This window comes from Roseimicrobium gellanilyticum (genome assembly GCF_003315205.1).
GTDB classification, from domain to species: Bacteria; Verrucomicrobiota; Verrucomicrobiia; order Verrucomicrobiales; family Verrucomicrobiaceae; genus Roseimicrobium; species Roseimicrobium gellanilyticum.
The window spans coordinates 733,478-746,200 of record NZ_QNRR01000001.1 but is presented as its reverse complement, the minus strand read 5'-3'; the positions used below and the strand labels follow the sequence as shown (position 1 = coordinate 746,200).

Below are 12,723 nucleotides of genomic sequence, written 5' to 3'. Positions count from 1 at the left end.
TGACCGGAACTTTCGCGAGGACACGCCATGCGCCACAGACGATCGCAGATGCAGTTGTTCGTCATGATCCTCTTGATCGTGGTGCTCATCCTTTTCCGCATGATGATCACGCGTGCCGGGAATGCGGCCACCGAGAAACTGAAGCAGATGCATGAGGACGAGAAGCTGCGCGAAGAGGTGCAGCGGAGCTTGGACGCCGGGAAAGAACAGAAAGATCCCCTGGTGGAGGAATTGCAGAAGCGGATAGACGCTGCCCACGATCCTCTGGACGAGCTCAAGCCACGGACCGCACCAGCGCCTGAGTCTGAGCGAGCTCCGGCTCCCAGCCCGACTCCTCCGCCCAGTGCTGCGGAGCCGTCTGTAAATTCTCCGTCACGCTGAGGAGCGAACTGACCTGCATCCGGTAGACCCCTATCCAGGAGACTACCATGATCCATCACGCTTCCTTCAGCGCCCGCAATCCCGAAACCGCCGCCCGTGGACTCGCCAGGCTTTTCGCCTGCGAGGCCATCAAGGCCCCCGCGCCGCCCTTCCCCCAAGGCTCGTGGTTTGTCTGCCTGGGTGATGCTTCCGGCACCATCTTGGAAATCCTCCCTTGGGGTCACATCCTGTGGAATCATGCCACGGACAAAGGCAGCGCTGGGAAGAGTTTCGATGAAGACATGCGTGAGCACAGCAGCACGCACTTCCTGATTCAAACACCGCTCTCGACCTCACGCATTGAAGAGATTGCGAAGGAAGAGGGTTGGGACTGTTTCCCTGGCAACGCAGGATTCTTCCAATTCACCAAGGTATGGGTGGAAGGAACCTTCCTCATCGAACTGATGACACCCGTACAGGCGGAGAGTTATGCCGCCCACTTCGGACAGATGGGCATCGCGACGCTCGATGGCAAGATGCGCAACCTGGAGAGGGCGATGCAAGCGACGCTACAGATGGTGTGATATGAACTATCATCAGCCACGGTGACGAGAGGGGTGAATTGGCGACACGAGCCCCTCGTGACTTGGCTACCGCCGTGGACACCGAAGCGCCTTGGGCAAGGTGGTTTGCCATGAGGACGCATCATGCTTTCCAGCGTGGGCCGTCTCACGGGAGATTCCCATCCCTACTTCACCGCCTGATACAAACTCGCGATGCCGAAGGATAGCGCCCTAGCCTTCGCTTCACGGAAACCATTCTCGCGAATCATCCGGCACATGTTTTCCCCGCTGGGGAATTGCTCGATGGTATTGCAAAGATACTCAAAGGCCCCGCGCTCGCCGGTGAGCACACCTGCCACCCTGGGCATGACGGTTCTCAGGTAGAAGAGGTGTGCCTTCCGCATGAGCGGCTGGGTGGGCAGGGAGAAGTCCAGCACGAAAAGACTGCCACCGGGGCGCAGCACGCGGGACATCTCACGCAAAGCATCCGGCCATGAGGCCATGTTCCGCAGGCCAAAGGCCACGGTGAGCACGTCGGCCGCGCCATCCACGATGGGCATGTTCATGGCATCCGCCACCATCAGGTGCTGCAGGCCGCGTTTCTGGGCCTCCTGAAGCATGGGTGCAGAGAAGTCGAGGCCGACCACGGTAGCCTCCGGGCAGGCGTTCTGGATGGCTTCTGCGAGGTCACCGCTGCCCGTAGCCACATCCAGCACCACCTTCGGCTGCAGGGCCGCCACGGAGCGTGCGGTAGTCTTCCGCCACAGGACATCAATGCCCAGGCTCAGCACGTGATTCGTGAGCACATAACGGCCAGCGATGGCGGCAAAGGCCCGGCGCACAAAGGTGGCATCCTGACCCATGGGGCCTGCTGCCGGTTCCTTCGCTGCTTGCTGCTCCATTTTCCTTGGGGTGCCAAGCAGTAGAAATGGTGCTCACGAGAGGACTCGAACCTCCACGGGTCTCCCCACAAGATCCTGAATCTTGCGCGTCTACCAATTCCGCCACGTGAGCATTTTGTCTGCGGCAGGAGGGTCAGTTTAGCCGAAGCTGGGTTTTCTCAACTGAAATTATCAAGATATCGCCCTCTTTCCGGCGAGAATCGGGTGAATCAGCCTATCTACGGGCACTTCACGCCTTCATTCGAAGGACACCCAGGCCCGGTCTTCCACTGACAAGGGCATGCTCTGGCCTCGACACCACGTGGCCAGGTCCTCATGAACGCGGTCCCAATGGTCCCTGGCCCATTCGGGAGCCTCGCGCTCCCAAGCCTCTTTGCTCGGAAGGTAGGCATGCAACTCGCCCATGGTCAGCTCGATGACAAAGCGCCTGCCGTCCATGGTGCAGACGAGCTCCTCTTTCCACCTCGGTGCGAAGGTTATCCTCGTGGCAAACATGCTCGGTCCAGCCTGACGGCTCCATGGAAGAACTCAATCCCCCACCCTGCCAGAAACTGGCGTTTCCAGACGAAAGAGGTAGTTCATGTTGATCCCGGACGCATCCAGAGGTGTCCCGGCTGTCAATGGGGGCCTGGGCATTGGCCGGGTGCGGGCGGTATTGGTGTAGAAGTACAACCACCCATCCGCTCCAAAGCAGAGGCCTGCGGGCCAAAGGAGCCGCGGCTCCGCTGCCAGGATGCGGTAGTCCTTCTTCCCAGCCGCGATCACCCCGATGCCTTTCGAGGCCAGATCGGAAACATAGATGTTCCCCTTGCTGTCCATGGACATGCCATCACTCACGGGTTTCGCGGAATACTCCTCAACCAGACCGGCGAGCTTTTCAGGAAGCATGTTCACATCACGCAAATGTTCCGTACGCACCCTGTAGAGCTTCAAGGAGCGCACCGGGGCGAAGTAGAGCCACTCCCCCTTCTTGTCGAGAGTCAGTGCGCTCACGCCCCCCTGTGGGTCCGCCACGGTGCCATCCAGCCTCCGGGTCTCCACTTTGTGACCGTCGATGGTCAGTTCCAGTCCAGCCACGGGGACTACGGAGGGGTGTCCTTGCAAGACCCGATGCGCCAGTCCGGTGGTAAGATCCAGCACCACAAGGGCGGCATCTGCTCCCGCGGCAGGATCACTGATGTAGACAAACGGCGCCTCCGGATCGACGGCGAGGTCATCCAACAACGAGCCGGGCAACACCGCCGGGAACGCCATGTGGTACACACGATGGAGCTTGTGCTTGGCCGTATCCCAAGCCACGACCTTGGGCGGGTACTCGCTACGCCTGCCGTTGTCCAGCATCCACACGATGCCGGCCTTGTCGATCTGCATGCCTTCCACCGCATCAAGCAGCAGCGGCTGGCCGGAGCTGGCCTGGCTGATGTCGGTGGTGGGAAAGGGACGCGAGGTGCCCCCCTTGCCCACCTCGATGATGCGATTCTGCGGTCGCTCCTCGCGACTGACGCTCATCAAAAAATGATTGTCCGCCGTGATGGTAAGACCGGCCGGCGCCAATGGAAGCTGATACACCATCTCCAGCTTCGGTTCGGCAGCGACGGCAGGTATCAAGCCGTGTAGTCCCAGACCCACAAGAGCAAGGCAGACAACACGTCGCCCAACTCTATGTCTCTGGGTGGAGGAAACCATCAGGCTGCATCATGAGCACAGGGCTCCGGAATGACAAGTGCAGGCTGCATGCAGTGACCGATTTCATCCACACGGAAGAGACCGGACTTCATCCTTATCATGCACATGGATGCGACTATCGCCGCTACCAGTTTTTGATCCACCTGGCGGTGGTCTCAACGCTCCGTCGGCTCTCCACGTCATGCAGACCTCCTCCATTGGACGTGCCCTTCGGTCCAAAGGACCAGAGGTCATACGTGGAGTTAATCGAATCACTCGCGCCACCCTTGACGTACTGCATGGGACGTTTCCATCCATCCGCGAGGTAGCATCCATCCGGACCCGTCACCACGCAGTTTTTCATAACCATCAATTCACCATTGATGACCCTTTGCATCTCCCCGTCCGAAATCTTGCCATCGGACACATTGCCCCGGGAAGAGGTGAGTTTGATTTCGCTGTCACCATCACCGGTCAGCGCCTGATAGAGCGTACGGGCGCCTCCCACGCGAATGTCCTGGCTGGCCAGCCGGATCGTTGCCTCTGGAGTCCTTGGTTCCGGATAGTCGCCATGCCTCTCATGGTACTGTTCGAGGCCTGCCTTGATCACTGCATGGACAGTGACGGTGCGATTCCTCTCCGATGGATCCGGGTAACCTCTGAAGCCACCAAGAGTGAGGGCTGCCAAGATCGCAATTGCAGCAACCACCACCAGGAACTCCACCCAAGTGAAGCCCTGCTCACGCAAGCACTGCGGACGACGGAACATCATGCAGTGCCTGCCTCGATATGCTTGGCGGGATTACCAGTTCTTGATCCAGCGCGCGGTCCTCTGAGGATCCCGGCGAGTTGCGATGTCGTAATCCTCAACCCCGCCTTGGGTCGAACCCGCAGTACCGAAGGACCACAGATCGTAGGTGGGATTGACTGTTTCTTTAGGATCTTCGCCGGGTGTTGCCGGAGCTGACCTCTCATACTGAAAGGGGCGCATCCATCCATCTGCGAAGTAGTATCCGTCTGAACTTCTCACCACAAGATTCTTCATGCTGATCAGCTCAGAGTTGATGGTGTTCGCAGTTTCCTCATCCGTGAGCTTGCCATCCGAGATGGTGTTTTGCGGCGCCGAAAGTTGGATTGCATTATCACCATCGCCAGTCAGTGCCTGGTAGAGCATGCGAGCGCCTCCAGCACGAATCTTCATGTTTCCCACCTCAGCAGTGGAATCAGCATCAGCAGGGAGCGGGTACTCGCCATGCTTTTCCTTGTACTGTTCGAGGCCGGCCTTGATCACCGCGAGGGATGTCATGGTGCGGTTCTTGGCGGAAGCCTCCTGGGCGTACTTGAAGCCACCGAGGGTCAGCGCCGCGAGGATGGCGATGATGGCAATCACCACCAGAAGCTCCAGCAGGGTGAAGCCATTCTCACGCGAGGACTGCGGACGATTGAGTTTCATGAGCGTCGTAACGATTGGGGGTTTGGGGGAAATCGAGAGTCGGCCACAAAACGTGGCCACCACGTCAGCTCTTTTCGTTGATGCCCTGGATGATCTGGATGAGCGGCATGAACAGCGCCAGCACGATGATACCGACGACCACGGCCAGAATCACGATCATCAGCGGCTCCAGCATGGAGGTGAGTGCGGACACAGAGTTGTCCACTTCATCTTCATACACGTCCGCCACCTTCAGAAGCATTTCGGGGAGCTGACCAGTTTCTTCACCCACGTCCACCATGGAAATCACCATCGGAGGGAAGACCTTGCTGGCTTCCAGCGGAGCCACCATGCTCTCACCTTCCTTCACCGCGTTGTGGACCTTGTCGATGGCATCCGACACGACCACGTTGCCCGCGGTTTCACGGGTGATATTGAGAGCCTGAAGGATGGGCACGCCCGAGGTGACCAGCGTACCGAGGGTACGGGTGAAGCGGGAGATGGCACTCTTCCTCTGCACGTCACCAAAGAGGGGCAGCTTGAGCTTCCACGCATCGATCATCGCACGGCCGCTCTTGGTGGACTTGAGCACCTGCCAGAGGGCGATGGCGCCTGCGGTACCGATGACCAAGAAAAGAATATTCCCCTGAATCCACCGGCTGAAGCCAATGACCGCCTTCGTCAGTTCAGGCAGCTTGTTGCGGTCGCCGAGCATTTCTTCGAAGATCTTCTCGAACTTCGGCACGATGACCGTCATGAGGAAGATCATGATGCCGACGGCGATGACCATCACGATGATGGGATACACCATCGCAGCCACGATCTTGTTCTTCAGCTTCTGGGCCTTTTCCTGGTACTCTGCCAGACGGTTGAGCACCAGTTCCAGCACACCGCCGAGTTCGCCAGCCTTCACCATGTTCACGTACAGCTTGTTGAAGATGCGCGGAAACTGCTGGAGGCTTTCGGAGAAGGTGCTGCCAGTCTGCACGGAGTCCGCCAGCGTATTGATGGTGCGCTTCATCACCGGATTGGGCTCCTGACGACCAAGCACGGTGAGACCGCGCAGCAGCGGCAGACCGGAGTCGATCAGCGTTGCGAGCTGGCGGGTGAAAATCATCAGCGTCTTGCCGGCCACCTTGGCGGAGCCAGAGGCCTTGCCGCCCGTCTTGGTCTTGCCCTTCCCTGCGGAGGAGCGCACGCGCTTCTTGATGGCAGCCGTATCCCCCTTGCCCTCTTCGACGACCTGCGTCGGATAGAGCTGGCCACGACGGAGCTGCCCGATGGCGTCAGCCTCGTTCGGCGCATCAATCACTCCGGCATTTTCCTGCCCGTTCGAATCAAGGGCGATATAATGAAATTTCGGCATGGCGTGGGGTCGTCAGTGGGTCAGCTGGTTTTTGCTTAGCTTAAAGATTACCGGGTTTCGGCGGAGCTTGTCCACAGGGAAAAAATGGCATTTTCCAGCGGTGCAAGCCCCGGCAGATGGACTCCGCATCAGGTGTACTTGAGCACTTCTTCGATGGACGTTTCGCCGTCGTAAATGTTGCGGAGGCCGTCCTCTCTGAGCGTTTGCATGCCCAGCTCGATGGCCTTCTGCCGCAGCACGAGGGTCGGCGCCTTCTGGGTAATGAGCTCCCGCAGCGGGTCATTGATGTCGAGGAGTTCGTAGATGCCTTTACGGCCCTTGTACCCAGAGTTGCCACAGGTCTGGCAGCCCGAACCGGTGTAGAAATGCTTGTTGCCGATGTCGCTCTGTGAAAGGCCGAGTTGGTTCAGCACAATGGCATTCGGCTGGTAGGGAATTTTGCAGCTCTTGCAGATGGTACGCAGGAGGCGCTGGGCCAGCACCCCCTCCAGCGTCGCCGCCACCAGGAAAGGCTCCACGCCCATGTCAATAAGACGCGTCACCGCGCCGGCGGCATCGTTCGTGTGGAGCGTGCTCAGCACCAAGTGACCCGTGAGCGAGGCCTGGATGGCGATCTGGGCCGTTTCCACGTCACGCATCTCTCCCACCATGATGCGGTCCGGGTCCTGACGAAGGAAGGCGCGCAGCGCACGACCGAAGGTGAGCCCCACCGCTTCATTGATGGGCACCTGCATGATGCCTTCGATGTCGTATTCCACCGGATCTTCCGCCGTAAGCAGCTTCGCATCGATGGTATTGATCTCCTTCAGCGCGGCGTACAGCGTGGTCGTCTTGCCCGCGCCCGTGGGACCGGTGACAATGAAGATGCCGTTGGGCTTGTGGATGGTGTCGTGGATGTAGTTGAACAGGAAATCCGGCATGCCCAGATTTTCCAGAGACAGGTTCACCGAAGAACGGTCCAGCACGCGGAGCACCACGCTTTCCCCATACTGCGTAGGAAGGGTGGAGACACGCATGTCCACCGGCCTGCCATCCACCACGGTCATGATACGACCGTCCTGGGGCACACGGCGTTCCGCGATATTCATGTTGGACATGACCTTCACGCGGGAAATGACGGAGGCGGAAAGGTGCACCGGCGGCGGGGCCATTTCATACAGCGCACCGTCCACACGGTAGCGAATCTTGAACTCGTGCTCGAACGGCTCGAAGTGAATGTCCGAGGCCTTCTCCTTGATGGCCTGCTCCAGCACCAGGTCCACGAAGCGCACGATGGGAGCGCTGTTTGCCTCCTGTTCCAGGTTCGTTTTTTCTCCAGGCTTGGAGGTGACGCCGAGCTGGTTGAAAATGTCCTGGATGCTGTCGGTGCCGCTGCCGTAGTTCTTGTCGATGAGCTTCTGCACCTGTTCACGACGCGCCACCACAGGCACAATGTTCTTCCCCAGACCGAAGCGAAGGTCTTCCAGCAACTGAGGATTCAGGGGGTCCGTGAGAGCCACGTGCAGGCCATCCGGCGCGAGCTGGATGGGGAAGGCGCCACAAAGGCGCGCCATGCCTGCAGGAATGGTCTGCAGCACATCCGGAGTCGGCTCGAAGGTGTCCAGATCATAGTGCTCCGCGCCGATTTCCTCGGCCACGGTGGCCCAGAATTCATCGACATGGTTGAAAATGCCGTACTCCACCAGCAATTCCACGATGTCCTTGCCGGTGTGTTTCGCATCGTGAACCAGATCACTGGCCTGGCCTTCGTCGAGCAGGCCACGCTGCAAGAGCATGTCCACCACGCTGTCTGCTGTCATGATATTGGAAAGATTAAGTGCTGAATGATTTCGTTTGGTGAATGCAGGGCCTGACTAGCTGGCATCGGACATGGTCTCTTCGATGACCTCTTCCGCCGTGGTCATGCCAGCCAGCACCTTGCGCACGCCGTCCTCACGCAGGGTGCGCATGCCGAGCTCTCTCGCGCGTTTGCGCAGCTGCGGGGAGGACAGGGATTGGTTGATCATGCCGCGCACTTCATCGTCCATCTTGAAAATCTCGATGATGGAGAGTCGTCCGCGATAACCATTGCCGCGACATTTCGGGCAGCCCTCCGGCACCATGATGGTGGCGCCATAAACCTGGGTGGCATCCAGCCCCAGCTTGCGCAACTCCGATTCAGAAAGCGCACCTTCCTTCTTGCAGTCGGGGCACAGTTTGCGCACGAGACGCTGGGCCTCGATCGCTCGTACGGCGGAAGCGATGAGGAAGGGCTTGATGCCGATGTCCGTGAGACGCGAAACGGCGCTGGGCGCGTCATTCGTGTGCAGCGTGCTGAACACAAGGTGACCCGTGAGCGAAGCGTTGATGGCGATGCTCGCCGTCTCCATGTCTCGAATCTCACCAATCATGATGATGTTCGGCGCCTGGCGCAGCATGGCTCGCAGGGCGGCGGCGAAGGTCATGCCAATGTCCTCCTTCACCATCACCTGGTTGATGCCCGGAAGCTCATATTCCACCGGGTCTTCCACGGTGATGATCTTGCGGTCAGGACGGTTGATGTAGTTCAGGCACGCGTAGAGCGTCGTCGTCTTGCCTGAGCCGGTGGGACCGGTCACCAGGATGATGCCGTCTGGAAGGGTAATGAGCTTCTCAAAGGTTTCCTGGTCATCGGACAGGAAGCCCAGGTCGCTCAGGCCGAGGCGCAGCGAGCTCTTGTCCAGAATACGCATGACCACGCTCTCACCATTGCTGGTCGGCACGATGCTCACGCGCAGGTCCAGTTCCTTGTCCTGGAACTTCATCTGGATACGGCCGTCCTGCGGGATGCGCTTCTCGTCGATGCTCATCGTACCCGTCATGATCTTGAGACGGGCAATGATGGAGCTGTGCAGCTTCTTGGGATGGTGCTCCACGTCATGCAGCACACCGTCAATGCGATAGCGGATGCGGAGATCCTTCTCCATCGGCTCGATGTGAATATCCGAGGACCGCGCCTTGAAGGCCTCCATCAGCGTGTTCGTCACCAGGCGGATGATGGGGGCCTCGGCATCCGTGCCACCGCCCTCCACCCCCTTCACAATGGTCGACGCCATGTCCCCTTCATTCCCGTAGATGGCGGAAAGAAGGGTGCGGATGTTCTCCGGCGTCGCGCAGACGAAGTCAATCTCCGCTTTCAGCACGTGCGGCAGGGCATCCAGAGTCTCAAAATTGTTCGGGTCGCTGATGGCCACCTGCATGCGGCCATGCTCAAAACCGAGCGGCACCACACGGTAGCGGCGGGCTGTTTCCTCCGGCACCACCATCTTGAGGTCGGCGGGCGGCACGTAGCCAGTAAGATCCACAAATTCCATGCCGGAATTCACGGCCATGGTCCTTGCCACGTCTTCCTCGCTCACCACCCCGGATTTAATGAGGCCCTCAATCAGCGTTTCCTGGGGCTTTTTGGTCTTGTGGACGTGTTCTAGGTCCTGCTCGGTGACCATTCCCGCCTCGCGGAGCAGTTCGAGCAAAAAGTCTTCGTTGGAATACATGTAAAACCGTGGCTGTGCGTGGATTTTTCGGGGCAAATACCCGTCAGGAAGGCGAGATTACCCTGAGCGGCAATTCAGTGTCAATACTGCCCGCCTTTTTTACGAATTCTTGAGATACCGCAGGGGCTGAACGCGTTCGCTCTCACTCCCTATTCATATCAGATACGTCTACCATGTATTCACGACTACGCCATTTGCCTATCCTTGCTGCCGCCCTCTGCGCCGCCGCGGTCACTCTCCAACCGCTCCGCCTCCAAGCCCACGATGGAGCCCAGCAGATGGTGGACACTGCCAACGCGCTCCTGAGCGCCCTGCCCGCCGAAGCGAAGGCCAAGGCCGTCTTCACTTTTGACAACGATGAGAGGCTGAACTGGCACTTCATTCCGAAGGAACGCCTCGGCCTCCCCCTCAAGGAAATGACCCAGGAGCAGCGCCTCCTCGCCCATGCTCTGTTGAATACCGGTCTGAGCAGTGCCGGCTACCTGAGGGCCACCACCATCATGTCCCTGGAAGAGGTACTCTACACCATCGAAGGTGCGGACCCCGCCAAGCGTGACGCCGTGCGTGTGCGCCGTGATCCGGAGCGCTACTTCGTGAGCATCTTTGGCGAACCCTCGCTGAAGGGCACGTGGGGCTGGCGCTTCGAAGGGCACCACCTCTCCCTGAACTTCACCGTGAAGGATGGTGAACTGCTGCGTGTGACCCCGGCTTTCTATGGCTCGAACCCCGGCGAGGTCCGTGAGGGCCCGCGCGCCGGTCTGCGCGTCCTCGGTGCCGAGGAAGACCTTGGCCGCGAAATGGTGAAGTCCCTCGACGAAGCCCAGTTCAAGAAATCCCTCGTGAGCCAGGAGGCCTACAAGGACATCCTCACCGAAGCGCAGCGCGAGGTAAAGCCCCTCACCCCGGATGGCCTGAGCGAGACCGAACTGAAGGACAACCAGAAGGCCCTGCTGGAAAAGCTCATCAAGGCCCACCTCTTCCGCACCCGCCCGGATGTGGCCGAGGAGACCTGGAAGGAAATCAAAGCCAGCGGCCCGGTCTTCTTCGCCTGGGCGGGTGGCAAGGAAAAGGGCGAGCCCCACTATTACCGCGTGCAAGGCAAGACCTTCCTGTTGGAGTATGACAACACCCAGAACAACGCCAATCACATCCACGTGGTCTGGCGCGACTTCGACGGCGACTTTGGCCGTGACCTGCTGGGTGAGCACCTGAAGACGGCGCACCAGCCGGCAGCAGCGAAGTGAGCTGGCTCCCAAGAAGCTGACGCTTCCACCATTTACTCAGCGAGAGCGGCGACCGCAGGTGTGCGGCCGCCGTTTTTTCGTTTCTTCTTAAGAGCGAAGAGAACCAGAAGCCATGCACCTGCCGGATGCCGTCCCGCTATCAGGGCGCGGATGACATGGGACTCGGGCGCCTGCTTCGCGGAGCACAACCACGGCCATCGACAAAGACGTCATCGATGGACAGCGCCTCACGCTTCAAGACACCGTGGAGTTCTTCAATCTGGTGCTTCAACTCGAGCTAACTGCTGAAGAGAAGAGCGACTTGGGGACTTTCATGCGAGCCCTGCAGCCCATACGTCATCCAGTCTGGCCACCTTGATTTGCAAGGGGACAACCAAACATCGAAACACCAGCGAACCGTTGTCATGTCCCTGACCTACCAACCATTCGCCGCCGTCCCCGAAGTTTCCGCTCTCGGAGAAGAACTGAAGCACAACGTCAATGATAAGGAACGCTATGGCTCTATCGCCGCCGGCGCCGGAATCCTCGTCGGTTCTTTATTTGGCCACGGACTGGGCCGTCTGCTCATGATGGCTGCTGCAGGAGCGTTGGTCTATCGTGGAGTGACCGGCCACTGCCACGTGTATGAGAGGCTTGGCGTGAGCACACGCCAGCCGGAATCTGTGACGGACACACCTCAACTTCCCGATGCCGTGCCATCTGCCGAAAGCACCAAGGTGGCAGCCTGACGCCCGGGCGCGGCTCCGGTATTCAAGGCAGACTGACATCGCGTCTTTGCGGAAGCGGCAAACTGGGGAAGGCGGTGGAGCTGGATGGTGATGCAGAGCGTCAGGACCTGCTGCCAAATCTCCTGAAAATCGCCAAACAGGAAGGCACCCTCATCTCCCTGGGCAGTGACGCGCACCGACCTGAGCAGCTGGACTGCATCACGTTCTCGCTCGCGGCCATCTGCACCTCCCGAATCCCCCTCCGAAGTGTATTAAATTGTGGGGACGCCGAAAGGCTCAAAGCCTGAGCGCAACGCTAGGCGCAGCGCTGCTCCAGCAGGCATTCCAGCCCCCTCCAACAAATAATCATCGGGTGGCGGGATGACATCTTCCTCAGGCGTCAGAAATACGCCTCTTTCGCCCTGCCCCGCACCGATGCTTTACTGTATGAAACTTCAATCTTTACACGACGCTCTCCTGCATGAGCTGAAGGATATTTACAGCGCCGAAAAACAGCTCACCAAAGCCCTGCCCAAGATGGCAAAAGCAGCATCCAATCCCGACCTGTCAGCAGGCTTCGAACAACACCTCGAGGAAACCGAGGAACACGTGAATCGGCTGGAAGGCATCTTCAAGGAACTGGAAGCCTCCAGCCGCGGCGAAAAGTGCAAGGGCATGGAGGGCCTCATTGAGGAAGGCAGCAAACTTCTGGAGGAGGATGGCGAGCCCGCGGTGATTGATGCTCTCCTCGTCTCCGCCGCTCAGCGCGTGGAGCACTATGAAATCGCCGCCTACGGCACCGCCATCGCTTTCGCAGAGCAGCTTGGCTTGGACGGCATTTCTGAAGTGCTGAAGCAGACGCTCGCGGAAGAAGAGGTCACGGACAAGAAGCTCACCGAACTCGCCGAGAGCTCCATCAATGTCGAGGCCAACAGCACGGCAGCCGCTTCGGACGAGAGCTGAGCAAGCAGG

General features: G+C 59.3%; 13 protein-coding genes and 1 tRNA gene. 5 read left to right on the top strand and 9 right to left on the bottom strand.

The window, feature by feature from the left end; translation table 11 throughout:
* Nucleotides 1–63: 63 nt before the first annotated feature.
* The gene (locus tag DES53_RS02950) at nucleotides 64–381 is read left to right on the top strand and encodes a hypothetical protein (protein ID WP_211325420.1); all 318 of its coding nucleotides are present in this window, start codon (nucleotides 64–66) and stop codon (nucleotides 379–381) included.
* Nucleotides 382–428: 47 nt separating this feature from the next.
* On the top strand, nucleotides 429–944 hold the full coding sequence (locus DES53_RS02945; protein ID WP_113956702.1) for a hypothetical protein: 516 nt from the start codon (nucleotides 429–431) through the stop codon (nucleotides 942–944).
* Between the two features lie 164 nt (nucleotides 945–1,108).
* On the opposite strand, the gene DES53_RS02940 is transcribed toward DES53_RS02945, so the two are convergent.
* The 9 genes from DES53_RS02940 to DES53_RS02900 form a co-directional block, all read right to left on the bottom strand.
* A complete protein-coding gene (locus tag DES53_RS02940; RefSeq protein ID WP_245958072.1) occupies nucleotides 1,109–1,825 on the bottom strand; it encodes a ubiquinone/menaquinone biosynthesis methyltransferase in 717 nt (238 codons plus the stop codon).
* 27 nt (nucleotides 1,826–1,852) lie between these two features.
* A tRNA-Leu gene (locus tag DES53_RS02935) sits at nucleotides 1,853–1,937 on the bottom strand.
* Nucleotides 1,938–2,062: 125 nt separating this feature from the next.
* Nucleotides 2,063–2,263, bottom strand: coding sequence for a hypothetical protein (locus tag DES53_RS02930; protein ID WP_170156807.1), 201 nt, complete (start codon nucleotides 2,261–2,263; stop codon nucleotides 2,063–2,065).
* 90 nt (nucleotides 2,264–2,353) lie between these two features.
* Nucleotides 2,354–3,433 (bottom strand): L-dopachrome tautomerase-related protein, encoded by a 1,080-nt coding sequence (locus DES53_RS02925; protein WP_170156806.1) that lies wholly within the window; start codon nucleotides 3,431–3,433, stop codon nucleotides 2,354–2,356.
* A gap of 202 nt (nucleotides 3,434–3,635) precedes the next feature.
* Complete coding sequence (locus DES53_RS02920) at nucleotides 3,636–4,262, bottom strand: prepilin-type N-terminal cleavage/methylation domain-containing protein (RefSeq protein ID WP_113956699.1); 627 nt, start codon at nucleotides 4,260–4,262, stop codon at nucleotides 3,636–3,638.
* A gap of 30 nt (nucleotides 4,263–4,292) precedes the next feature.
* Nucleotides 4,293–4,943: a prepilin-type N-terminal cleavage/methylation domain-containing protein gene (locus tag DES53_RS33675; RefSeq protein WP_113956698.1), complete on the bottom strand. Its 651-nt coding sequence runs from the start codon at nucleotides 4,941–4,943 to the stop codon at nucleotides 4,293–4,295.
* A gap of 64 nt (nucleotides 4,944–5,007) precedes the next feature.
* Nucleotides 5,008–6,288, bottom strand: a complete 1,281-nt coding sequence (locus DES53_RS02910) for a type II secretion system F family protein (RefSeq protein ID WP_113956697.1) — start codon at nucleotides 6,286–6,288, stop codon at nucleotides 5,008–5,010.
* A gap of 128 nt (nucleotides 6,289–6,416) precedes the next feature.
* A complete protein-coding gene (locus tag DES53_RS02905) occupies nucleotides 6,417–8,087 on the bottom strand; it encodes a GspE/PulE family protein (RefSeq protein ID WP_113956696.1) in 1,671 nt (556 codons plus the stop codon).
* Between the two features lie 54 nt (nucleotides 8,088–8,141).
* A complete protein-coding gene (locus tag DES53_RS02900) occupies nucleotides 8,142–9,800 on the bottom strand; it encodes a GspE/PulE family protein (protein WP_113956695.1) in 1,659 nt (552 codons plus the stop codon).
* A gap of 173 nt (nucleotides 9,801–9,973) precedes the next feature.
* On the opposite strand from DES53_RS02900, the gene DES53_RS02895 reads away from it, so the two are divergent.
* The 3 genes from DES53_RS02895 (at nucleotide 9,974) to DES53_RS02880 (ending at nucleotide 12,714) form a co-directional block, all read left to right on the top strand.
* The gene (locus tag DES53_RS02895; RefSeq protein ID WP_113956694.1) at nucleotides 9,974–11,044 is read left to right on the top strand and encodes a DUF3500 domain-containing protein; all 1,071 of its coding nucleotides are present in this window, start codon (nucleotides 9,974–9,976) and stop codon (nucleotides 11,042–11,044) included.
* Nucleotides 11,045–11,448: 404 nt separating this feature from the next.
* Nucleotides 11,449–11,772 carry a YgaP family membrane protein gene (locus tag DES53_RS02890; RefSeq protein ID WP_113956693.1) on the top strand — a complete coding sequence of 108 codons (324 nt, stop codon included), beginning with the start codon at nucleotides 11,449–11,451 and terminating at the stop codon, nucleotides 11,770–11,772.
* 426 nt (nucleotides 11,773–12,198) lie between these two features.
* Entirely contained in the window at nucleotides 12,199–12,714 is a 516-nt protein-coding gene (locus DES53_RS02880) for a YciE/YciF ferroxidase family protein (protein WP_113956691.1), read from the top strand.
* Nucleotides 12,715–12,723: the final 9 nt, after the last annotated feature.